We start from the raw sequence: 21,065 nt of genomic DNA, 5'->3' as shown, positions 1-21,065 counted from the left end.
CACCCCGAAGGGCCCTTCAAGTCCTTGGAATCACTCAGGAGAATTTCATCCCCAGAAATGTCCACACGTTATCCACAGCCCTGTTCCTGATCACTTGACGGCCCCTGCCCGCGCTTGAGCGCGACCAGCAGCAGGGACACCGCGGCCGGCGTCAGGCCCGGAATCCGCCGCGCCTGCCCCACCGTCCCGGGCCGGTGCGCGGACAGCTTCTCCACCGCCTCCGTACTCAGCCCGCGCACGTCCGTGAAGCGAAACGCGTCCGGGATGCGCCAGCGGTCGGAGGCCTCGGCCTCGCGCGCCGCCGCCCGGGCGGCCTGGGCGATGTAGCCCTCGTACTTCACCTCCACCTCCACCTCCTCCGCCACGTCGGGGGTAAGGGCCGGGAAGTCCTCGCGCTCCTGGGCGAGCTGCGCGTACGTCACCTCCGGGCGCTTGAGCCGCATCGCCAGGCCGGTGCGCTTGAGCCGCGCCACCTCCGCCGTCACCGCGTGGGCCCGAGCCTCCGCGCGCTCCAGGGCCTCCTTCGGCAACAGCCCCACGCGGTATCCGTGCCGCGCGAGCCGCAGGTCCGCGTTGCCCTCGCGCAGGCGGAGCCGGTGCTCGGAGCGGCTGGTGAACATGCGGAACGGTTCGTCCACGCCCCGGGTCACCAGGTCATCCACGAGCACCGCGCCGTGCGCTTCATCCCGCCCCACCACCAGCGCCGGTTCGCCCTTCACCGCGAGCGCCGCCTGGATGCCGGCCCACAGTCCCTGGAACGCGGCCTCCTCGTAGCCGGACGTGCCGTTGAGCTGACCCGCGAAGTACAGGCCCGCGACGGCCTTCGTCTCCAGCGTGGGGTGCAGCTGCGTGGGGGGCGCGTAGTCGTACTCCACCGCGTAGCCGTAGCGGACCACCTCCACGCGGGACAGGCCGGGGATGGTGCGCAGGAAGGACAGTTGCACGTCCGCGGGCATGCTGGTGGACAGGCCCGCCGGGTACACGAGCGGCGACGTGGGCCCCTCCGGTTCGAGGAACACCTGGTGCCGTTCGCGCGCGGCGAAGCGCACCACCTTGTCCTCCAGCGATGGGCAGTACCGGGGCCCGCGCCCCACGATGTCCCCCTGGAACAGCGGCGAGCGGTGCAGGTTGTCGCGCAGCAATTGGTGCGTCGCCAGCGTGGTCGCGGTGAGGCCGCACATCACGGCGGGCTGGCGCGGGAACGGCAGGCCCTCTTCCAGCCGCGTGCGCCAGGAGAACGGCCGCACGCCGGTGTCCCCCGGCTGCGGCGTGACGGCGTCCCAGTCGATGCTGTCGCGGGACAGGCGCGCGGGCGTGCCCGTCTTGAAGCGGCCCAGCGTGAAGCCCAGCGCGTGCAGCGACTCCGACAGGCCACGCGCGGCTTCGTCCCCCAGCCGGCCGCCCACTTCCTTCTGCTCGCCCACGTGCATGAGCGCGCGCAGGAAGGTGCCGGTGGTGAGGAGCACCGCGCGGGCCACCACCTGGGTGCCGTCCCCCAGCACCACGCCCTTCACCCTCCCCTCCTCCGCGACGACGGCGGCCACTTCGCCCTCGAGCACGGTGAGGTTGGCTTGCGCGAAGAGCACGGCCTGCATGCCGGCGGCGTAGGCATCGCGGTCGCAGAGGACGCGCGTGGCCTGCACGGCGGGGCCCTTGGAGGGATTGAGCGTCTTGACGTGCGTGCCCGCGAGGTCCGCCGCGCGCCCCATCTGTCCGCCCAGCGCATCCAGCTCGCGCACGAGGTGGCCCTTCGCGGTGCCGCCCACGGCGGGGTTGCAGCTCATCACGGCGGCGCGCTCGCGCTTGAGCGTCACGCCCAGGGTGGACAGGCCCATGCGCGCGCACGCGAGCGCCGCCTCGCAGCCCGCGTGGCCCAGCCCCACCACGACGATGTCGTATCGGAGTTCCATCGCGTCCCGGGGGGTATCACGCCCGGACGCGTCCATGGCAAGCCGGGGTGAGCGGACACCGTCGCCCACCCGGCTGGTTCCTCCCCTGCCCTGCCCCTGGCCCAATCACAGACATGGGTGCCCGAGTTCGGGAGCACGCGAGGCGGACGGTGGGAGGGGTAACAACGCCGCCCGCCTCGCGCGCACCAGTCATCGTGGATCCGTCAAGGGCGCGCCGGACACACCGGTGGCGTCTCTGGCCCGTCGACGGCGATGGCATCCATGGGACCTGCCTGCACGAGTCCCCCGTCCCTCGTGCCTTCACATGGCGTCGCACACACGGGAGCCAACGCCTGCCCGTGCGGTGAGGGCGCATGGGGTTTTCGGACTCGAACCAGCGAGGCCGGCGGACCGCCCGTGTGCGCGACGGGGAAGGGTATAGCGGGGGGGTCTGACATTCCGGGTTCCGGGCCCTTTCACAGAGGGCCCGGAACCGCACGGCGTCAGCGGGTGGCCGGGGGATTCGACTGGCTGGGGCAGTGCACGTTCTCCGGGCAGCGCCCCTCGGACTTCGGGATGCACGCGCCGCAGCACTCCATCTCATCCGGGCTGCACGCGGGGACGCACGCGCCGCACTGCAACACGCCGCCGCAGCCGTCGTCCGCGGTGCCGCACTTCAGCCCCCGCGTGGCGCACGTCGCGCGCTGGCAGACGCAGCGGTCGTCCACGCAGGACTCGTTGGGTTTGCACCCGGGCGTGCAGGTGCTGAGGGGACCGGAGGCGTCCTTCTTCGGCTCGGCGGGCACGGGCGGCGCCACGCAGCGGCCCTCCTTGCACGTGCCTGCCTGACAGTCGCCGCAGTCGATGAAGCCGCCGCACCCATCCGGCGTCCGGCCACAGGCCACCATCGCCTGCGAGCACGTGGCCGGCGCGCAGCCGTCCGGCGCCACGTTGTCCCGCGACGCGCGCACGGTGCCACCGCTCGGCGTGCACGCGCCCCACAGTCCCAATGCCAGACACAGTCCGGCCCACCGGCCCAGGCTCCGCACCGCTTGCATGTCATCCACTCCCCGGGCTCCCCGATTCAGGAGCCTTGAACGGCCCCATCATGTGCACACCCGGGCCGGATGTCCGGGTCCATGCGACGGGGCAGGGGAGGGGAGGGCGCCTCAGCGCTGGATGAGGGCGCGAGCGCCCTCGATGCGCTGCGCGGCGGTCTTCGCGTCCTCCTGCTTGCGCGGCGTGGGCACGTCCAGTCCGCGCTGCGACGCGGGGCGGTTCTCGATGGCGGCCAGCCACCGCTGCACCCCGGGCAGGCCCTCCACGGACACGCCGGCCCAGTCGTGCGAGCGCACCCACGCCCAGTTCGCGATGTCCGCGATGCTGTAGTCCCCGGCCAGGTACTCGTGGTCCTTCAGCCGGCTCTCCAGCACGGTGTAGAGGCGGCGCGTCTCGTTCTGGTACCGGTCGATGGCGGGCTGGAGCTTCTCCGGGAAGTAGCGGAAGAAGACGTTGGCCTGTCCCTGCATGGGGCCCACGCCGGCCATCTGGAACATCAGCCACTGGATGACTCGCGAGCGGCCCTTCGCGTCCGTGGGCATCAGCCGGCCCGTCTTCTCCGCCAGGTAGATGAGGATGGCGCCGGACTCGAAGACGGCGAAGTCGCCCTCCGCGCGGTCCACGATGGCGGGGATGCGTCCGTTGGGGTTGATGGCCAGGAACGCGGGCTGCTTCTGCACGCCGGTGGAGATGTCCAGCGCGTGCACGGTGTACGGCAGCGCCAGCTCCTCCAGCGCCACGGACACCTTGAAGCCGTTCGGCGTGCCCCACGTGTACAGGTCGATCATGTCACCCTCGCTTCGCGTGTGAAGAGGTGCGCTTGCGTCTAACGGCGGAAGCGCACCACGCGCACGTCGAAAGCGGGGGCATCCGCCAGGGCCTCGCGCATCAGCTCCAGCGCGCGGTCCTCGTTGAAGCTCCCGGAGCCCGTGCCGATGATGGGGAACGCCACGGAGCGAAAAGCGTGCTCCCCCGCGCGCTCCAGCGCGTTTCGCACCGAGTCCTGGATGGACCGCTCGGACGCGCGCCAGAGCATGTTGATGCCCGCGACGTGGATGATGCCCTGGAAGGGCAGGCGCCCCGGCCCGGTCACCACCGCCGAGCCCAGCGGCATGGGCCCCACGCGCGCCAGCTCCCGAAAAGGGGCCGTGCCGCCCCGGCGCTTGATGGCCCCGGACACCCCCTGGGGCAGCAGCAGCCACCAGGGGATGATGTTCCGGTTCCACGCATTGACGATGGCGTCCACCGGCTGGTCCAGCAGGTCGCCTTCCACCAGGTGCACGGGCATGGGCCGCGGACTCTAGTTGGCCGCCGCCGGAGCCGGAACCGGAGCCTGCTGCTGCTTGGACGCGCCCGCGAAGTCACCCGCGCGCACGACGGTGGCCTTGCTGAAGTCCAGGTGCTTGGACAGGGCCTTGCGCACGTCCTCGGCGGTCAGCTTCTGGAGCTTCGCCTCCACGTCCGCGTCGAACGCGAGCGTGCGCCCGAAGTACAGGCCGTTGGAGAGCTGCCGCGCCAGGGTGCCGTCCTGCGCCCGCGCGGACTGGCGGTACTCCAGCAGGCCCGCGCGCGCCTTCTCCAGCTCCTGCGGCGTGAAGCCCTTCTGCACGGCGCGGGTCATCTCCTCGCGGATGGCGGCCTCCAGCTTCTGCGCGTTCTGCGGCGCGTAGATGGCGTAGGTGAGGAACCAGCCCACGGTGTCCAGCTCCTCGGCGGACAGGCTGCTGCCCACGCCATAGGACAGGCCGTCCTGCTGGCGCACGCGCGTGGCCAGCCGCGAGTTGAGGAAGCCGCCGCCCAAGAGGAAGTTGCCCATCATCATGCCGGGCCAGTCCGCGTCGTCGTCGCGAAGCTGGAGCAACTGTCCCGCGAGGAAGTACGCGTTGGCCTTGTCCGGCGTCTCCAGCACCAGGGACTTCGAGGGCACGGGCTGGTACGTCCGGGCCACGCGCGCGTACGGCACCGGGCTCTTCCAGCCGTCGAGCAGGGTGCCCGTAAGCGAGGTGATCTCCTTCTCGTCGAAGTCACCCACCACCGCGAGCTCCCCGCGCGAGGCGCCGTAGAACTGGCGGTGGAAGTCGCGCGCCTGCTCCAGCGTGACGGCCTTCGCGTCGGCCAGGCGCTCGTCCAGCGTGGGCACGTAGAGCGGGTGGCCCTTGGGGTAGTGCGCGCTGAGCACGCGCCAGAACGCGATGGAGGCCTGGGGCTGCGGCTCGCTGCGCTGCGACTCCAGCGAGGCCAGCCGCTCCTGCTTGAGGAGCGCGAACTCCTTCGGGTCGAAGGCGGGCTCGCGCAGCACCTCGGCCACGAGCTTGAGGACCTCCGGCAGGCTCGCGCGCGGGCACTCGATGCCGACGCTGGCGCCCAGCGCGCCGCCGTCCACGCCCACGCGGGCCTTGAGCTTGTCGAACGCGTCCGCCAGCTGCTGGCGCGTGTGCTTCTTCGTGCCGCGCATCAGCATGCTGCCGGCGTAGGAGGCCGCGGGCAGCTTGCCGTTCACGGCCTCCGCGGTGCCCCAGTGCAGGTCCAGCGTGAGGTTGACCATCTCCCCGCGCGTCTTCTTGGGGAGCAGCGCGTACTTCACGCCGGAGGGCAGCTCCCCGCGCCGCACGCGCGACTCGATGTTGGCGGGGGAGGGGTCGAAGGCCTCGCCCTGCGCCACCAGCGCCTTGCCCTTGTAGCCATCCACCATCTTCGCCACGTCCACGGGAGGCGGCAGCTCCGAGCGCTCCGGCTTGGGCGTGGGCAGGAAGGTGCCCAGGGTGCGGTTGGAGGCCTTGAGGTACGTGGCGGCCACGCGGGTGACGTCCGCGGGCTTGACGGCCTCGATGCGGTCGCGGTGCAGGAAGAGCAGGCGCCAGTCGCCCACGCCGACCCACTCGGACAGGAGGATGGCGGCGCGCTCGGAGTTGTTGAGCAGCAGCTCCGTCTGCTTCGCGAGGCTGGTCTTCGCGCGGTTCACCTCTTCGTCGGTGAAGGGCGTTTTGGCGGCCTCCTCCACGGTCTTGATCAGCCCCTCGCGCACGGGGGCCAGGGGCTGGTCCTGCCGGGCCTCCGCGCTGAAGCCGATGACGCCCGGGTCGCGCAGCTGGAAGTTGAACGCACCGGCGCGCGCGGCCTTCTTCGTCTCCACGAGCGCCTTGTAGAGGCGGCCCGACGGCACGTCGCCCATCACCTCGGTGAGCACCTCGATGGCGGCGAAGTCGGGGTGGGCGCCCTCGGGCACGTGGTAGACGCTGGAGAGCAATTGATTGTCGCCCACGCGGCGCAGCGTCACTTCCCGCTCACCGTCCTGGGTGGGCTCCTGGGTGTACGTGAGGGGCACGGGCTCCTTGGGCTTCTGGAGCTTGCCGAAGGTGGACTGCACGAGCGCGAGGGCCTTCTCCGGCTGGAAGCGGCCGGCGATGACGAGCGTCGCGTTGTCGGGGCGGTAGTAGCGCCGGTAGAAGGCCTGGAGCCGGTCGATGGGGACGTGCTCCAGGTCCGCCTTGGCGCCGATGGTGGCCTTGCCGTAGTTGTGCCAGAGGTACGCCGCGCTCATGGTGCGCTTGAAGAGGATGCCGCGCGGGTCGTTCTCGCCGGACTCGAACTCGTTGCGCACGACGGTCATCTCGCTGTCGAGGTCCTTGCGCGCGATGAAGCTGTTCACCATGCGGTCCGCTTCGAAGGCGAGGGCCCAGGACAGGTTGTCGTCCGACGCGGGCAGGGTCTCGTAGTAGTTCGTGCGGTCCAGCCAGGTGGTGCCGTTGGGGCGGGCGCCGCGCTCGGTGAGGGCCTGGGGCACGTTGGGGGTGGTGGGCGTGCCCTTGAACATCAGGTGCTCGAGCAGGTGGGCCATGCCCGTCTCGCCGTAGCCCTCGTGCTTGCTGCCCACCAGGTAGGTGACGTTGACGGTGACAGTGGCCTTGGTGGGGTCCGGGAAGAGCAGGACGCGCAGGCCATTGGGCAGGCGGTATTCGGTGATGCCCTCCACGCTCGCGACGGGACTCAGGGAGGCGGGCTTCGAGGCAGTGCGCGCGGCCGGGGAAGCGGCCGGCTTCGGGAGGGGAGCCGGGGCCAGGGCCCACACGGGCGGGGCCGCCAGGAACAGGCCGGCCAGCAGGGCGAGCGGGGTACGACGCGTCATGCGGTCCTCGGGTGCGAAGGAGTGGGCACGGGACTTCTAACCGCTCCACCAGGTCCTCCCATCCCGAGATTCCCGAGCCCCACGGGCAAGCGTTCACCGAAGAGGGGAGGGCGGGCCGTGGCAGGTCCTGTCCCGCGTTTCCAACCTCACGGGTTGTCATGTATCCTGGCGCGGATCCGATGTCAGGATGGGTTGGTAGGAGACTCGCGCGTCACCAGGGAGGGAACGGAATGGCGAAGGCGATGGGCGGGGACCTGATGCTGCAGATGCTCTCAGAGTTCCGCGAGATGCAGGAAGAGGCGAAGGAGCAGTACGCGCGGACGGACGCGGCGATTCTGGCGGTGAATCAGGAGACGGAGCGGCTCTCCGCGAACATGAATGTGCTCTTCAAGCACACGGGGATTCTCTACGAGCAGATGGGCGTACTTCACCAACAGATCGGATCTCTTCGCGAGAACATGAATACCCTCACGACGCAGGTCTCGTTCCTGACGCGTGAAGTGGGTGGGCTCAAGAGCACCCATGGCCGGATGCTCGAGCAGGTGGGCCGCACCATCCACCACCTCGCGGAGATCCAGGCCTCCGACCGGGAGCGCATCGACGTCCTGGAGCAGACCGTGAGCGGAGCAGGGGAGCACTGAGCCCCCGTGCTCCATCACCCTCAGGCGTAGATGCCGCCCGGCGCCATCGCGGAGCCGGAGCCCAGCGCCTCCTCCACCTCGCGGACCTCCTCCGACGTCAGCCGGAAGTCCCCCGCGTGGATGAAGCCATCCACCTGCTTCGCGCTGCGCGCCCCGACGATGGCGGCGGTCACGGCCGGCTCCCGCAGGGTCCAGGCAATGGCCGCCTCCGCGGGAGAACGGCCATGGCGTGCGGCCACCTCGCGCAGGCGCTCCACCAACATCAGGTGATGCGACAACTTCGGCTCCTGGAAGTCCTCGCTGCGGCGGCGCCAGTCGTCCTCCGGCATTGCCTGGATGCGCTCCCGCGTCATCGCGCCCGTCAGCAGGCCGGAGGCCATGGGTGAATACACAATCACCCCAATGCCTTGCGTCTGGCAGTAGGGCAGCACGTCGTCCTCGATGTCCCGGTGGATGATGGAGTACGGCGGCTGCAACGACGTCACCGGCGCGATGCGCCGCACCCGCTCCAATTGCGAGACATTGAAGTTGGACACCCCCAACCAGCGCACCTTGCCCTGCCGTTGCAGCTCCGCCAGCGCCGTCCACCCCTCCTCGAGCTCCGCCCCGGACTCCACCGGCCAGTGCACCTGATACAAATCAATGGCATCCACCTTCAGCCGGCGCAGGGACGCCTCACACTCCTTGCGCACGGAGTCCGCCGTGAGCCCGCGGCTGACCTGGCCCTGCGCATCCCAGACCATGCCGCACTTGGTGAAGACATACGGCCGGGTGTCCCGGCCCTTCAGCGCCCGGGCCACCACCTCCTCGGAGTGCCCCAACCCATACACCGCCGCCGTGTCGATCCAGTTGATGCCCGAATCCAGCGCGCGCTGGATGGCCTCGATGGACTGCGCGTCGTCCTGCGCGCCCCAGGCGAACGCCCAGCCGCCGCCACCAATGGCCCACGCGCCGAACCCCAGCGCGGTGAGGTCCATGTCGGAATTGCCCAACCGTCGCTTCTGCATCCCATGCCTCCCGGGGCCGGAAAGAAGCGCGTGGGCGCCCGCCTGCCGCCCGCGGGTCCACGCTCGGATGCCCCTGGTTCCTGGAAGGACGGTGTGCACCGCGGCGGTCCTCGCGCTGGCCCGGGTGCCGGCCCGCCCCCCGGCCACCAGGACGGGCGGGCCCTGGCTCCCCGTCCGCCGCCCGGCACTGCCCCGCACGCAAGCGTCGTCCGGCGCGTGCGTTGATGGTAGGCCGCCTCAAGGTCGGGGCCGTTCCTCGGGCACGCCGACATCAGGAGTCCTTCCGGATGAAACGCTTCTTCATTGGCGCGCTGGCCTTCATCGGGGCGCTGTCCATCCTCTTCGTGGTGGGTGTGGTGGGGCTGCTGATGCTCGCGGCATCGAGCAAGCCCGGCGTGCCGTCCAACCTGGTGCTGGAGCTGGACCTGCAGCAGCCGCTGCCGGAGTACACGCTGGACACGTCCCTGGCGGGCGCCTTCGGCGAGGAGCCCACGTCGCTGCGGGACGTGGTGGAGGGGCTGGAGCAGGCCCGCACGGACCCCCGGGTGAAGTCGCTCGTGGTGCGCATCGGGCAGCCGGGCAGCGCCGCGCAGGTGCAGGAGCTGCGCGACGCGGTGAAGGCCTTCCGCGCGTCAGGCAAGCGGGCGGTGGCGTACGCGGACGGCTTCGGCGAGGCGGGCAACGGCACCGGCGCCTACTACCTGGCCACCGCCTTCGACGCCGTCTACATCCAGCCCTCCGGCGACGTGGGGCTCACCGGCCTGGTGATGGAGACGCCCTTCGCGCGCGACGCCTTCGCGAAGTTCGGCGTGAAGCCGGAGTTCGGCAAGCGCGCCGAGTACAAGAACGCCGTCAACACCTTCACCGACGCGTCCTACGGCGAGCACCAGCGCGAGGCCACGGAGGCCTACGGCCGCAGCCTCTTCCACCAGGTGGTGAAGGGCGTGGCGGAGGGCCGCAAGCTGTCCGAGGACGAGGTGCGCGCCCTCATCGACCGCGCGCCCTTCATGGGCCAGGCGGCCGTGGACGCGAAGCTGGTGGACGGGCTGCGCTACCGGGACGAGATCCACGACGAGCTGGAGAAGGAAGCCGGGGAGGGCGCTCGGTTCCTCTACGTGGAGAAGTACCTGGAGCGCGCGGGCCGGCCGAACCAGACGGGCAGCACCATCGCGCTCATCTACGGCGTGGGCGAGGTGCTGCGCGGCAAGAGCCAGTCCAACCCGCTCTCCGGCGGCCAGGTGATGGGCGGCGACACGGTGGCCGCGGCCTTCCGCAAGGCGGTGGAGGACCCGTCCGTGAAGGCCATCGTCTTCCGCGTGGACAGCCCGGGCGGCAGCTACTCGGCCAGCGACACCATCCGCCGCGAGGTGCAGCGCGCGCGCGAGGCGGGCAAGCCCGTCATCGTCACCATGGGCACGTACGCGGCCAGCGGCGGCTACTTCGTGGCCATGGCCGGGGATAAAATCGTCGCGCAGCCGGGCACGCTGACGGGAAGCATCGGCGTGTACAACGGCAAGTTCGTCACGTCCGAGCTGTGGGCGAAGCTGGGCGTGAACTTCGACACCATCGCCTTCGGCAAGAACGCCACCTTCGCCTCCTCCGACCAGGAGTTCACCCCGGAGCAGCGCGCGCAGCTGGAGTCCGAGCTGGACAGCATCTACCTGGACTTCACCAGCCGCGCCGCCCAGGCCCGGAACATGCCGCTGGAGAAGCTCCAGTCGGTGGCCAGGGGGCGCGTGTGGACGGGCGAGGACGCGCTGGAGCGCGGGCTGGTGGACGCGCTCGGCGGCTACCCCAAGGCGCTGGAGCTGGCGAAGGAGGCCGCGAAGCTGGAGAAGGACGCCCCGGTCCGCATCGTCGTCTTCCCGCGCCCCCGGCCCACCGGTCAGGTGCTGTCGGAGCTCCTGGGCAAGCACGAAGCGGACAACAGCGATGACGAGGCGGCCGGAAGCCAGGCCGTCCTGTCGTCCCAGGTGCTGGAGCAGGTGCGCGCCGTGTACCGCGTGGGCGCGAAGCTGGGCCTCACGGGGCAGGGCGCGGAGGGGCGCATGCTCTACGCGCCCGTGCCGGAGGTGCGCTGGTAGCGCGCGTCAGACGTGCAGGGGGACGGAGACGCGGCCCTCGTCGGGCCGCACCGGCCGCCCGAAGATGCTGTGGTAGCGCAGGTTGTGCGACGCGCAGCGGTGGCGGCGCGGATCGAACACCAGGCAGCGGGCCACCGGTCCGGCGTAGACGTGCAGCGTGATGCCCGGGGCGTTGCCGGCCAGGCTCACCCGGTGGATGGAGGCGCCCGGGTCGCGGAAGTCCACGTGACCGGCGCCCACCGGCCCCACCCGCGCCGGTGCCCCCAGCCGGGCGAGGCCGGGCTCCGTCCCGCCCTCCAGCAAGGGGTAGTTCTCCAGCAGGAACTGGCCGCGCTGGATGCTGAACCAGCACTCCTGGCCGTCATGGTCATGGACGGGCGAGGCCGTGCCCGGGGACCAGCAGTTGAGGATGATCTCCATGCCCTCGTCGCGGTGGACGAGGTTGCGCGTGTAGCGGCCCGGCAGGAAGTGCAGGTAGGGCTTGAGGCTGGACGGCTCCAGCTGAAGCCCCGCCATCTCCGCGTCCACCCCCGCCAATCCCCCGGGGGCGGCGCGGCGCGCGCGGAGCATCCGCACGAACTCTCTCAGGCACGCGTCAGCCATGCGTACAGGCTAGGAACGTCTGCGACATCCGGCCACCCTCGGGTCTTCCGGTGAACGTCCGCTTTGTCGTCCCCCCCTCAAGGATTGGGGCGGGGTTCGTTGAATGACGGAGAAACCGCGGGAACACGTGGCCGTACGGCGTCTTCTGGGTCCGAGCAGCCAGCCAGCACCCACCTGCACCCCATCTCCTCCGGTTTCGCTGTAAATTTACACCCTCCTGCCGTAGAGGGGAGGGAGTGGTGGGCAGGTCGTCCCGGCCGAAGCACCGAGGGGGGCCGGAGGAGAGCGTGCGATGAAGAAGCGGCTGGGGGACATCCTGCTCGCGCGGGGTGTGGTGGATGCGTTGCAGTTGCAGTCGGCGCTGGCGTACCAGCGCAAGTGGGGCGTGGCGCTGGGGCAGGTGGTGGTGGACCAGCGCTTCTGCACCGCGGAGGCGGTGCTGTCCGCCCTGGCGGCCCAGTCCGGCGTGGAGGCGGTGGACCTGGACGCCCAGCCGCTGGACGCGTCGCTCGCGAGGCTGATTCCGTGCAAGGTGGCGGAGGCCCACCGCGTGGTGCCGCTGCGGCTGGAAGGGCAGGGCGTCCGGGAGGTGCTGGTGGTGGCCCTGGCCGCGCCGGCAAGCCTGGCCACGCTGGACGTGGTGAAGAGCGTGTCCGGCAAGGCGCGCGTGGTGCCGCGGCTGGCCACGGACGCGGCGCTGGGCCGGGCCATCGGGCGGCTGTACCGGGGCGAGCCGGCGACGCCGCAGCGCCGTCCCGGGATGGAGGGCTTCTCCCTGCCGGAGTGGGACGAGTCGCTGCCCCTGGTGGTGGGCCAGTCCCTGGCGGAGCTGACGGACATGGCGGCTCCGGAGCCTGTCCGGGAGCCGGTCCACGAGCCCGCGCGGGAGTCCGAGCGGGACGCCGGCCTGCCCATGCTGGCGCCCCTGGAGCCGGCCTGGATGCCGACCCCGGCGCCGGCGCCGCGCGTGACGGTGCGCGAGCAGGTGCTGGTGTACGGCTGGGGCGCGGACGCGGCGGCCGGCCTGGTGCAGGTGCTGGGCGGGGCGGGCTTCACGGTGAAGGTGGCGAGCACGGGCGACGTGTGCACGGCGGACGAGTCGCAGGTGGTGGTGGCGCCGCTGCCCGCGATGGAGGTGCTGGTGCAGCGGCTGCGCGCGCAGGTGCTGGTGGCGGGCAAGGCGCCGGAGCGGGACCTGCCCCGCGCGCAGGCGGTGCATGCGCGCGGCTTCGTGGCGGCGCCGGTGGATCCGGATCTGCTGCTGCGCGCCGTGCGGCGGCTGTCGCGCGCCTCCGAGGAAGCGCGCCTCAAGCGCGCGAGCTGAAGGCTCAGGGCACCGCGACGAGCCGGGGCATCTCCTCCGCCGCGTCCGGGAGCCACAGCGAGCCCAGCTCCAGGGGAACGGAAGGGAAGGGGTCGGCGCGCACCAGCGCGTCGTCCTCGTGGCTCGCGGTGAGGAGCCAGCCGCGCTTGAGCCGCTGGTAGACCTCCAGCGTGCGCGCGACGGGGTCCACCAGCCAGACGTGGGACACGCCGGCCCGCGCGTACAGGGGCAGCTTGCGGGCCCGGTCCAGCGCGGTGGTGGCGGGGGTGAGGACCTCGCAGATCCAATCCGGCACCAGGGTGAAGAACGCGGCGCCGGGCTCCGGCGGAGCGGCCACGCGCTCACGGCGCCAGCCGGCCAGGTCCGGCACGAGGACGTCCTCGCCCAGGTGCAGCTCCGGCGCGCGCAGGAAGCACCAGCGGCCGCTGCCGCCACGGCGCGGATCCAGGCGCTCTCCCAGCTCCACGCCCATCATGAAGGCCGCGCGCGCGGACGCCACGGAGAGGCGGGGCGAGGCCACCAGCTCGCCATCGAGGATTTCCCCGACCCAGCCCGACGGCAGCGCCGAGAGCAGGGAGTGGGAGGTGGGTTGAAGCTGCTGAAGTGCCGTCATGAATCCTCGGGGAGCGCCGGTGAACGCGAGGCATTCTAGGGAGGGGTCTGACATGCGGACCGCCGCCCGCGAAGGCACTACTTCCCGATGCAGAAACGCTGGAAAAGGGTGTCCAGGAGGGCATCGGAAACGCTCGTTCCGGACACCTCGCCCAGGGCCTCCAGCGCGAGTCCGACCTCCCCGGAGAGGACCTCCAGGGTGGACACGCGGGACGCCACTTCCGCGCGGCCCAGCGCCTCGGCGGTGCGACGCAGGGCGTCCGCGTGGCGCTCGGAGACCAGGGCCACCGCGGAGGGAGTGCCACCGCCCCAGAGCCGCGCGAGCACCGAGGTCCGGAGCGCGTCCACGCCTTCCCCCGTGAGGCCGCTGACGCGCGGCGGGACGAGGGCCTCGGCTCCAGCCCCGGTCATCGCGTCGCACTTGCCGGTGACGGCGAGCACGGGCGTGTCGCCGGCCTCGCGCGTCCATGACGCGGCCTCGTCCCGCGAAGTCCCGGGCGGCAGCACGAGCACGGCCAGGTCCACGGCCGCGAGCAGCTCCTTCGTGCGAGCGATGCCCAGCGCCTCCACGCGGCCGGGGGCCTCGCGCAGGCCGGCGGTGTCGTAGAGCGTGACGCCCAGGCCGTCCCACTCGACGCGGGCCTCCAGCGCATCGCGGGTGGTGCCGGGCTCGTCGTCCACCAGCGCGCGAGCCTCGCCCACCAGCCGGTTGAACAGCGTGGACTTGCCCGCGTTCACCGGACCGTACAGCGCCACGCGCGCGCCCTGACGTACCAGCCGTCCACGGCCCACCTCCGCGCGCAGCGCCTCCGCGACGGAGCGCAGCGAGGCAATGCGTGAGCCGGCCTCCGCGTCCGCGCCCTCCGCCTCCTCGGGGAAGTTGAGGACGCCCTCCAGGTCCGCGTGCAGCTCGCGCAGCGGCGTCTCCAGCGAGCGGATCCGCTCGGCCAGCGCACCGGACAGCCCGGCCGCGGCGGCACGCACCGCCGCCTCCGAGTCCGCGGCCACCAGGTCCGCGACCGCCTCCGCGCGGGTCAGGTCGATGCGGCCATGCAGGAACGCGCGCCGCGTGAACTCCCCCGGAAGCGCGGGACGGACACGCGCGTCCTCCAGCGCCCGCGCGAGCAACAGCCGCAGCAGGCGCGGGCTGCCGTGCGCGTGCAGCTCCACCACGTCCTCGCCGGTGAAGGACCGGGGCGCCTGGAAGTAGAGGAACAGGCCTTCATCCAGCACCGCGCCCGAAGCGTCCACGAACGACGCCAGGTACGCATGGCGCGGAGCCGGGGCCACGGGAACGCCGGGCGCGAGCCCACGGGCCACCTCCAGCGCGGCCGGCCCGGACAGCCGGAGGATGCCCACCGCCCCCGCGGCGGGCGCGGTGGCCAGGGCAACGATGGTGGCGGAGTCAGGCGTCATGGCGGGGCAGGGGGGACGGGCGCGCGCCCCCGCCCCGGAATCCTACCGGGGCCCCTGCGGCGGGGTGGAGCCGCGAGCGGCGCGCTCCACGTCGTCGCGGTGCTCCTCGATGTACTTCTCCACCTCGGCGTCGTCGACCTCCAGGTCGCGCAGCACGCCCGGGTAGACGAAGCGGAAGGCCGGGGACTCTTCGTCCCCACGCAGGCGGAAGCTCATCTTCAGCACCGCCGCGCCGTACAGCTTGTCTTTGAGTCCCTTCGACTTACCCATTCGCTCCTCGTCCCAGGCGCCCGCCGGCGGCTCCGAGCGGGCCCCCTCGAGGGGCACCCGCTCAGGCGTCGACGTCGTCCTCGTCGTCGTCCGGCAGCAGGCTCCGCTTGGGCATCGGGGCGGGCTTCGCCGGGGTGAACACCACGCGTCGGTTGCGGCCTTCGCCTTCCGCCGCCACCTTCACTCCACCCACTCCTTCTACTGCCTTCAGGACGCGCGCGCGGTCCTCAGTCTTCATCGCGGCGAACGCATAGAAGCGGCCCAGGCTGGCGGACTTCTCCGCGAGCTTGCGGACGGCCTCCCGGAACGCCGGATCCTCCTCGACCTGCAGCGAGCGCTCGTCCGCCTCCGCGCCCTTCGCGGCCGCCTGCGGCTGCGCGGGCTTCGCGGCCTGCTGCGCCGGCTGCCCACCCCGGGCGTTGCGCTGCTGCGGCTGCGCGGCCGGAGCAGGCGCCGCGGCCCGGGCGGGCTGCTGCGCGGGCGTGGAGGCCGCCACCTGCGCCACGGACGCGGCCGGAGCGGCGGCCGGGGCCTGCGCCTGCTGCCCTGCCTCGCGGCGAGGCCGGGGCTCCGGGTGCGCGCCCGCGCCCAGCATCACCCAGCGGCGCTCCACGCCAGGGCGGTGGATCATCTTGTTGAGCAGGAACTGGAGCGAATCCAGCACCTGGCTGCGCTTGCCCGGCTCCACGCCCGGAGGCGCGCCGGACTCGAAGTGGAGCGCCACGGACAGGCTGCCGTCGGTGGCGTCCTGCAGCTCCAACCGCGCCGGGAACCCCATCAGCCCAAGGATGTCCGTGAGCAGCTTCTCCACCCGGGGGCGGAAGTCCCCGCCGCCCGCCACGCCCTGTGTCCCGCTCACTTGCGTTTGCCTCCCCCGGCGGTGACGACCGCCGGCGTCCCGCCGCCCGTCTGGTTCTTCTTGCGGTCCAGCCACTTGCGCAGGCCCCACTGCTGGCCAATGGAGAGCACGTTGTTCGTGAAGATGTAGAGCGACAGGCCCGCCGGGTACTGGAGCAGCGTGAACGTGAAGATGATGGGCATGACCCAGGTCATGATCCGCGCCTGCGCCGCGTCCATCATCTGCGGCTGCATCTTCTGCGTGATGATCATCGACACGCCCAGCGCCAGCGGCAGGATGTACGTCGGGTCCTTGTAGGTGAGGTCGCGCCAGATGGGGCCGAAGAAGGGCTCGCCGTAGATTTCGAAGCTGTTGCGCAGCGACGTGAACAGCGCGATCCACACCGGCATCTGGATGAGCAGCGGCAGACAGCCGCCCAGGGGGTTCACCTTCGCCTCCTGGTACAGCTTCATGATCTCCAGGTTCTGGCGCTCCTTGTCGTCCGCGAACTTCTTGCGGATCTCATCCATCTTCGGCTGCAGCACCTTCACCGCCTCCATGCTGACCATGGAGCGGTAGGTGAGCGGCAGCAGCACCAGCTTCACCACCACGGTGAGCAGGATGATGGCGACACCCCAGTTCCCCACGAGGCCGTGGAAGAACTTCATGACGGCGAGCAAAATCTTGCAGACCACCGCCCAGATGCCGAAGTCGACCGTGTCCTCCAGCATCGGGTGGAACGCCGTGGTGTTCAGGCCGGCCACGCCGCGCAGCTCCGGGCCGGGCACCAGCCGCAGCAGGTCCGGATCCTTCGGGCCCGCGTAGCCGCCGAAGCGGAACGTGGCCACCTGGCCGGGGGCCACGCTGAGCGGGAAGCCCGCGGACACCTCGCGCGCGGTGGGCGTGGCGGTCAGCGTGCAGTGGCCGTTGAGCGCGCCGTCCAGCGGGTAGAGCGCGGACAGGAAGTACTGCTGGTTGATGCCGAAGAAGGAGATGGGCCCGCGCGTCTCCTCGGGCGGCTTGTCACCCGGGGACAGGTTGTGGAGCTTGTCCTCCACCCAGCACGCGGAGCGGCTCAGGTTGCCCACGCCGCCGAAGAAGGACGGCGCGTGCTCGAACTCCGGGTCGATGGCGCGGCCGTAGTGCACCTTGAGCTCGCCCGTCTGCGCCTGGGCGGACGTGTTGCGCACCTGGAGCGTGTAGGTGAACTCGAAGCCCTCGCGCGGCCACTGGAGCGTCTTCGTGATTTCCCACGGTCCCTGACGGCCGGTGAACGCCACGCTGCCGCCGTTGTCGGTGGGGCCCTCCTGCACCGCGTAGCGGGTGTTCGCCGCCAGCGGGGCGCTGCCTTCAATCGTCACCGCGAGCGGCAGGGGCTGGCCGGGCACCGGGTGCGCCACGTTCATCTGCGGCGGCGGGGGGATGTCCTTGCCGAAGAGCTTCTCGAAGCCCTCCTTGACGGTGAGGGACTGCTGCTCGCGCATCTTCGTGCCCTGGAGCACGGCGGAGGTGAGGCCGGCGCCCTCCGAGGAGAAGGTGTACTTCACCTCCGGCCGGGCGAACTCCACGGTGCGCGCGGGGGGCGGCGGGGCCTCCGCGTGGGTGCCGGCGTCCTCGCCACCCGCGCCCGGCGGCGGCACGGCGGCCATGCCCGGGGTGCCCGCGTCCAGCGTGGCGGCGACCTCGACGCCGCCATCCGAGCCTTCCGCGCCCGGCGGCGGCCCCTTGGGGGCGAAGAAGAAGGTGTAGGCGGCGGTCGCCGCGAAGGACAGGGCGAGCGCCAAAAGCAGCCGCTTCTGCGAATCGTTGGACTGGGGCGACAGCGGGTCGTTCGTCATGGATTTCCCTGTGCCGGCGGAGGACGGCCGGAGGGCGGGCGGAGGCAACCCGTCAGGGGACGGGGTCGAATCCACCGGGGTGGAATGGCTGGCAGCGCAGCAGGCGCCAGACGGTGAGGGCGCTGCCCTTCACCCCGCCGTGCTTCTCCAGCGCCTGCATGGCGTAGGTGGAGCACGAGGGGTGGAACCGGCACGCCTTCGGCAGCAGCGGCCCCAGGAACCGCCGGTAGAAGCGGATGGGCAGGGCGATGACGAAGGCGAGTGGACTCATGGGGCGGGCTCTTTAGGGGGCACCCGAGGTGCCGGAAAGAGCCGTTGCAGCTTACGGGTGACGCCGTCGAACGCACGGGAAACTTGAGCGAAGGAGGCTTCCTTCGCCGAGGAGCGAACGACCAGGACTACGTCGAGACCGGGGGGCCATTGCCCGCGCTGCTTGCGGAACAGCTCGCGAAGCAGTCTGCGAAGGCGTGCGCGCACCACCGCGTTGCCCACCTTGCTGCTGACGGTGAGCCCTACGCGGGAGTGCGCCCGGGAGTTGCGTTGAACGAGGGCCAGGAGGCAGTCGGACGGAATCTTCTGACCGCCCTCCTGGACCTCCAGGAACTCACGCCGCTGGAGCAGGCGAAGGGCCTTGGGGAAGCGCTCGTCGGTTGCCTGAGGCACCCGCGGCGCCGCTCCCTCGGCCATCGTCCGTGCGTCCAGTTACTTCTTGAACGACGACACCACCAGGCGCTTACGGCCCTTCGCGCGGCGGCGCTTGAGGACATCACGACCGCCCTTGGTGGCATTCCGCTTACGGAACCCGTGGGCGCGGTTGCGCCGGATCTTCGACGGCTGGTACGTGCGCTTGGACACAACGACTCCTGAGAGCTGAAGGCGGCGCCTGGACCATCCGGCGCGACCCGTACATTGGAAAGGGGGCGTCCGTAACCCTATTTCCTGGACAAGTCAATCAAGGATCACCAGCGCCGACCGTGCAGCCCTGCGCCGGGTGGACCGGGCGATCATGTAGGAAAAGGAGGGACGGGGCAAGGAGCCGGTGGGTGCGCCGCCCGTTCAAGTAGCGTCTCCCGGATGATCCTCCGCGACATCACGGATGAAGACCTCCCCCTGTTCTTCGAACACCAGCGCGAGCCCGAAGCGGCTCGCATGGCCGGCTTTCAATCGCGGGAGCGCGATGCGTTCATGACCCACTGGCGCACGAACGTCCTGCGCCCCGCGAACATCAACCGCGCCATCGTGATGGACGGCGTGGTGGTGGGCTACATCGGCAGCTGGGAACAGGACGGCCAGCGCCTCGTCGCCTATTGGATCGGCCGCGAGCACTGGGGCCAGGGCGTCGCCACCCGGGCCCTCTCCAAGTTCCTACCGCTCGTGCCCACCCGGCCGCTGTATGCGTGGGTCGCCGCTCACAACCGCGGGTCGATCCGCGTCCTGGAGAAGTGTGGCTTCCACACCGTGCCCCACGAGGATCCGGCCGAAGTCCTCATGAAGCTGGATCCGGCGTAGGGGTGGCGGAGCAGAACGGATCCACCGGCGCGGACCACAGCGAGTAGCCCGGCGCCCCCGGGAAGCCGGCGAAGAAGACGCGGTCCCCCACCCGCTGGAAGCCCACGGCCCGCGCGGGCTTCCCTGGCGAGCCGTTGGGCACCGCCCGGGTCCCTTCGAGCGTGCCGTCCGTCACCCACGGGCCGTAGCCCACGTCCGGCGTCCAGCTCGTGAAGAACACGGTGCCCGTCCCGGTCGCGTAGAGCGGCGAGCCGTACTCATCCTGCGTGCTCAGCTTCGCGGAGAGCTTCCGGGTGCCGTCCGTGGTGCCGTCCGTCACCCAGAGGCTGACCTCCACGGGCGCGGGGCCGTGGACGTAGATGGCCTGCTTGAGGAGGATCTTCCCTCCGGCCCGTGCGACCTCCTCGTCCAGGACGCCCCCCTCCAGGTGCGCGTAGGGGTTGTCCAGGGTGGCCATGAACGTCCTGCCGCCGCCGGAAAGCGCCAGCCCGCGCAGCACCAGGTGCTTCCCGTTCTCGGTCCTGGACAGCATGACGGCGGACGTCCCCGCGATGCCCAGGAGCTTGCCCTCCTTGGCGAAGGCTCCCAGCTTCGCCGTGCCCGCCTGCGTGCCGTCCGTCTTCCAGACCTCCGTCGCGCCAGGGCCGTCGTTCACGAGCGCGAACACCGCCGTGGCGTCCACGACGTGGGCCTCGCTCAGCGCCACCGTCGCGGACGCGTCCAGTTGCTTCAGCCGGCGCGTTCCGTCCGCCGACCCGTCCGTGCTCCACAGCCGCGTCCCGGTCTCGGGGTCCTGGACGACGAACACCGCCGCGTCCCCGACCTTGAACATCCGCGCCAGACGGGCCTGGGCGCCGAAGACGTGGGTCCGGACCGTGCCGCCCTCCGTCCCATCCGTGCGCCACAACTGGAGGCCCGTCCCGTCCTGGAGGAAGAACAGGCGGCCGGTGGCCGTGTGCTCCTCGCCCACGAGCGTCGCGGCGGATCCGAAGTCCTTCAGCCGGACCGTGCCCGCGCCCGTGCCGTCCGTGCGCCACAGCTCCACGCCCCCCGTCGCGCAGGGGGCGTTGAAGAAGGACACGCCCGTGCCCAGCGCCCGGAAGCCGGAGACGGCGAGGTGGTCGGCGCACGCGGGCAGCTCGCGGGCCGGCTGCGTTCCCGCCACGGTGCCGTCGCTGCGCCAGACCTGGGATCCGCTGTCGGGGCTGTAGACCTCGAAGTACAGCCGCGCGCCGGCCGCCATCAGGTGGTGGATCGACGCACCCGTGCCAGGGGCCGGCGTCAGCCGCAGGGTCCCCGCGTCCGTCCCGTCGCTGCGCCAGAGCGCGTCACCCGAGCCATCATCCAGCGTGAAGTAGAGCGTGCCCGCCACGTCGGTCCGGTTCAGGGGAATCGGCTCCAGGGAGAGCGGCGACCCGGGCACGCGATCGGAGGGGAACAGCGGCTTCACCTCCCGCGCCACCCCGGGAGCACATGCGGCCGCGGGCGCGGGGGCTGCGTCCCCACCGGCGGCCTCGCCAGACGGATCCGCGGCCACCGTCTCCGGAAGGGGCGCCACCTGCGCCGCTCCGGCCTCCACCGGGCTCTCCGGCGCATCCCCTTCCTGCGCGCCGCCACAGCCCATGAGACAACCCACCACCGCCACGCTCCACCACGACTGCATCCGCATTGCCGCTCCGTTGTGATGCCGTACTGGCAGCAAGGTTGAATTCACGGAACGAACAACAACCCCTCCCCGCGGGGCATGTCGTACATCCGGAAATCAACAGCGAGCGCGGGCGCTCGCGTCGGGTGGGGGGACCGCACCGGACGGATCCACCGCGGGTGATCATCCCCACCCGCCAGGGCG

Annotated in this window: 20 protein-coding genes; 4 read left to right on the top strand and 16 right to left on the bottom strand. The window is 71.4% G+C overall.

The features are described from left to right. Window positions 1-68 precede the first annotated feature (68 nt). From mnmG to JYK02_RS21930, 5 genes are all read right to left on the bottom strand, one after another. On the bottom strand, window positions 69-1,910 hold the full coding sequence (gene mnmG / locus JYK02_RS21950) for a tRNA uridine-5-carboxymethylaminomethyl(34) synthesis enzyme MnmG (protein ID WP_207053754.1): 1,842 nt from the start codon (window positions 1,908-1,910) through the stop codon (window positions 69-71). Window positions 1,911-2,392: 482 nt separating this feature from the next. Next, window positions 2,393-2,947: a hypothetical protein gene (locus tag JYK02_RS21945; protein ID WP_207053753.1), complete on the bottom strand. Its 555-nt coding sequence runs from the start codon at window positions 2,945-2,947 to the stop codon at window positions 2,393-2,395. A 111-nt stretch (window positions 2,948-3,058) separates the two neighbouring features. Continuing rightward, the gene (locus JYK02_RS21940) at window positions 3,059-3,736 is read right to left on the bottom strand and encodes a glutathione S-transferase family protein (RefSeq protein WP_207053752.1); all 678 of its coding nucleotides are present in this window, start codon (window positions 3,734-3,736) and stop codon (window positions 3,059-3,061) included. 38 nt (window positions 3,737-3,774) lie between these two features. Continuing rightward, complete coding sequence (locus JYK02_RS21935; protein WP_207053751.1) at window positions 3,775-4,236, bottom strand: macro domain-containing protein; 462 nt, start codon at window positions 4,234-4,236, stop codon at window positions 3,775-3,777. A 12-nt stretch (window positions 4,237-4,248) separates the two neighbouring features. Beyond that, complete coding sequence (locus JYK02_RS21930) at window positions 4,249-7,074, bottom strand: M16 family metallopeptidase (protein WP_207053750.1); 2,826 nt, start codon at window positions 7,072-7,074, stop codon at window positions 4,249-4,251. A 230-nt stretch (window positions 7,075-7,304) separates the two neighbouring features. Between JYK02_RS21930 and JYK02_RS21925 the strand changes: the two genes are divergently transcribed. Further along, a complete protein-coding gene (locus tag JYK02_RS21925; RefSeq protein ID WP_207053749.1) occupies window positions 7,305-7,715 on the top strand; it encodes a hypothetical protein in 411 nt (136 codons plus the stop codon). Window positions 7,716-7,735: 20 nt separating this feature from the next. On the opposite strand, the gene JYK02_RS21920 is transcribed toward JYK02_RS21925, so the two are convergent. Next, window positions 7,736-8,722, bottom strand: coding sequence for an aldo/keto reductase (locus tag JYK02_RS21920; RefSeq protein ID WP_207053748.1), 987 nt, complete (start codon window positions 8,720-8,722; stop codon window positions 7,736-7,738). A 287-nt stretch (window positions 8,723-9,009) separates the two neighbouring features. Between JYK02_RS21920 and sppA the strand changes: the two genes are divergently transcribed. Beyond that, entirely contained in the window at window positions 9,010-10,806 is a 1,797-nt protein-coding gene (gene sppA / locus JYK02_RS21915; protein WP_207053746.1) for a signal peptide peptidase SppA, read from the top strand. Window positions 10,807-10,812: 6 nt separating this feature from the next. Here sppA and JYK02_RS21910 read toward each other — a convergent pair whose 3' ends face one another. Beyond that, on the bottom strand, window positions 10,813-11,409 hold the full coding sequence (locus tag JYK02_RS21910) for a cysteine dioxygenase (RefSeq protein ID WP_207053745.1): 597 nt from the start codon (window positions 11,407-11,409) through the stop codon (window positions 10,813-10,815). Between the two features lie 292 nt (window positions 11,410-11,701). Between JYK02_RS21910 and JYK02_RS21905 the strand changes: the two genes are divergently transcribed. Beyond that, a complete protein-coding gene (locus tag JYK02_RS21905) occupies window positions 11,702-12,733 on the top strand; it encodes a general secretion pathway protein GspE (protein WP_207053744.1) in 1,032 nt (343 codons plus the stop codon). A 4-nt stretch (window positions 12,734-12,737) separates the two neighbouring features. Here JYK02_RS21905 and JYK02_RS21900 read toward each other — a convergent pair whose 3' ends face one another. The 8 genes from JYK02_RS21900 to rpmH all read right to left on the bottom strand — a co-directional run bounded on the left by JYK02_RS21900 (window position 12,738) and on the right by rpmH (window position 18,562). Next, window positions 12,738-13,346, bottom strand: a complete 609-nt coding sequence (locus JYK02_RS21900) for a Uma2 family endonuclease (protein WP_207053743.1) — start codon at window positions 13,344-13,346, stop codon at window positions 12,738-12,740. A gap of 77 nt (window positions 13,347-13,423) precedes the next feature. Beyond that, a complete protein-coding gene (locus JYK02_RS21895) occupies window positions 13,424-14,761 on the bottom strand; it encodes a tRNA modification GTPase (RefSeq protein WP_207053742.1) in 1,338 nt (445 codons plus the stop codon). Window positions 14,762-14,803: 42 nt separating this feature from the next. Continuing rightward, entirely contained in the window at window positions 14,804-15,031 is a 228-nt protein-coding gene (locus JYK02_RS21890; RefSeq protein ID WP_207053741.1) for a hypothetical protein, read from the bottom strand. A 61-nt stretch (window positions 15,032-15,092) separates the two neighbouring features. After that, the gene (locus JYK02_RS21885; protein WP_207053740.1) at window positions 15,093-15,890 is read right to left on the bottom strand and encodes a hypothetical protein; all 798 of its coding nucleotides are present in this window, start codon (window positions 15,888-15,890) and stop codon (window positions 15,093-15,095) included. Beyond that, window positions 15,887-17,707: a membrane protein insertase YidC gene (yidC, locus tag JYK02_RS21880; RefSeq protein WP_207053739.1), complete on the bottom strand. Its 1,821-nt coding sequence runs from the start codon at window positions 17,705-17,707 to the stop codon at window positions 15,887-15,889. The genes JYK02_RS21885 and yidC overlap by 4 nt, the downstream gene beginning before the upstream one ends. 52 nt (window positions 17,708-17,759) lie before the next feature. Then, window positions 17,760-17,978, bottom strand: a complete 219-nt coding sequence (yidD, locus tag JYK02_RS21875) for a membrane protein insertion efficiency factor YidD (protein WP_120526631.1) — start codon at window positions 17,976-17,978, stop codon at window positions 17,760-17,762. Further along, window positions 17,975-18,394: a ribonuclease P protein component gene (gene rnpA / locus JYK02_RS21870; protein WP_207053737.1), complete on the bottom strand. Its 420-nt coding sequence runs from the start codon at window positions 18,392-18,394 to the stop codon at window positions 17,975-17,977. Before rnpA ends, yidD begins: the two co-directional genes overlap by 4 nt. 15 nt (window positions 18,395-18,409) lie before the next feature. After that, complete coding sequence (gene rpmH / locus JYK02_RS21865) at window positions 18,410-18,562, bottom strand: 50S ribosomal protein L34 (protein WP_120526629.1); 153 nt, start codon at window positions 18,560-18,562, stop codon at window positions 18,410-18,412. Between the two features lie 219 nt (window positions 18,563-18,781). Between rpmH and JYK02_RS21860 the strand changes: the two genes are divergently transcribed. Further along, window positions 18,782-19,216 carry a GNAT family N-acetyltransferase gene (locus JYK02_RS21860; protein ID WP_207053735.1) on the top strand — a complete coding sequence of 145 codons (435 nt, stop codon included), beginning with the start codon at window positions 18,782-18,784 and terminating at the stop codon, window positions 19,214-19,216. On the opposite strand, the gene JYK02_RS21855 is transcribed toward JYK02_RS21860, so the two are convergent. After that, window positions 19,194-20,885 carry a hypothetical protein gene (locus JYK02_RS21855; RefSeq protein WP_207053734.1) on the bottom strand — a complete coding sequence of 564 codons (1,692 nt, stop codon included), beginning with the start codon at window positions 20,883-20,885 and terminating at the stop codon, window positions 19,194-19,196. The genes JYK02_RS21860 and JYK02_RS21855 overlap by 23 nt on opposite strands. Between the last annotated feature and the right edge of the window lie 180 nt (window positions 20,886-21,065).

It is taken from the genome of Corallococcus macrosporus, assembly GCF_017302985.1.
GTDB lineage: Bacteria > Myxococcota > Myxococcia > Myxococcales > Myxococcaceae > Corallococcus > Corallococcus macrosporus_A.
This window is presented reverse-complemented; position numbering and strand designations above follow the sequence as displayed.

Coding starts and splice junctions, on each gene's coding strand:
- rnpA (WP_207053737.1), bottom strand. CDS start 18,394: ATGGCCGAGGGAGCGGCGCCGCGGGTGCCTCAGGCAACCGACGAGCGC.
- JYK02_RS21940 (WP_207053752.1), bottom strand. CDS start 3,736: ATGATCGACCTGTACACGTGGGGCACGCCGAACGGCTTCAAGGTGTCC.
- JYK02_RS21930 (WP_207053750.1), bottom strand. CDS start 7,074: ATGACGCGTCGTACCCCGCTCGCCCTGCTGGCCGGCCTGTTCCTGGCG.
- JYK02_RS21945 (WP_207053753.1), bottom strand. CDS start 2,947: ATGCAAGCGGTGCGGAGCCTGGGCCGGTGGGCCGGACTGTGTCTGGCA.
- JYK02_RS21935 (WP_207053751.1), bottom strand. CDS start 4,236: ATGCCCGTGCACCTGGTGGAAGGCGACCTGCTGGACCAGCCGGTGGAC.
- JYK02_RS21900 (WP_207053743.1), bottom strand. CDS start 13,346: ATGACGGCACTTCAGCAGCTTCAACCCACCTCCCACTCCCTGCTCTCG.
- JYK02_RS21895 (WP_207053742.1), bottom strand. CDS start 14,761: ATGACGCCTGACTCCGCCACCATCGTTGCCCTGGCCACCGCGCCCGCC.
- JYK02_RS21920 (WP_207053748.1), bottom strand. CDS start 8,722: ATGCAGAAGCGACGGTTGGGCAATTCCGACATGGACCTCACCGCGCTG.
- JYK02_RS21925 (WP_207053749.1), top strand. CDS start 7,305: ATGGCGAAGGCGATGGGCGGGGACCTGATGCTGCAGATGCTCTCAGAG.
- JYK02_RS21855 (WP_207053734.1), bottom strand. CDS start 20,885: ATGCGGATGCAGTCGTGGTGGAGCGTGGCGGTGGTGGGTTGTCTCATG.
- sppA (WP_207053746.1), top strand. CDS start 9,010: ATGAAACGCTTCTTCATTGGCGCGCTGGCCTTCATCGGGGCGCTGTCC.
- JYK02_RS21910 (WP_207053745.1), bottom strand. CDS start 11,409: ATGGCTGACGCGTGCCTGAGAGAGTTCGTGCGGATGCTCCGCGCGCGC.
- JYK02_RS21890 (WP_207053741.1), bottom strand. CDS start 15,031: ATGGGTAAGTCGAAGGGACTCAAAGACAAGCTGTACGGCGCGGCGGTG.
- JYK02_RS21905 (WP_207053744.1), top strand. CDS start 11,702: ATGAAGAAGCGGCTGGGGGACATCCTGCTCGCGCGGGGTGTGGTGGAT.
- yidC (WP_207053739.1), bottom strand. CDS start 17,707: ATGACGAACGACCCGCTGTCGCCCCAGTCCAACGATTCGCAGAAGCGG.
- yidD (WP_120526631.1), bottom strand. CDS start 17,978: ATGAGTCCACTCGCCTTCGTCATCGCCCTGCCCATCCGCTTCTACCGG.
- mnmG (WP_207053754.1), bottom strand. CDS start 1,910: ATGGAACTCCGATACGACATCGTCGTGGTGGGGCTGGGCCACGCGGGC.
- JYK02_RS21860 (WP_207053735.1), top strand. CDS start 18,782: ATGATCCTCCGCGACATCACGGATGAAGACCTCCCCCTGTTCTTCGAA.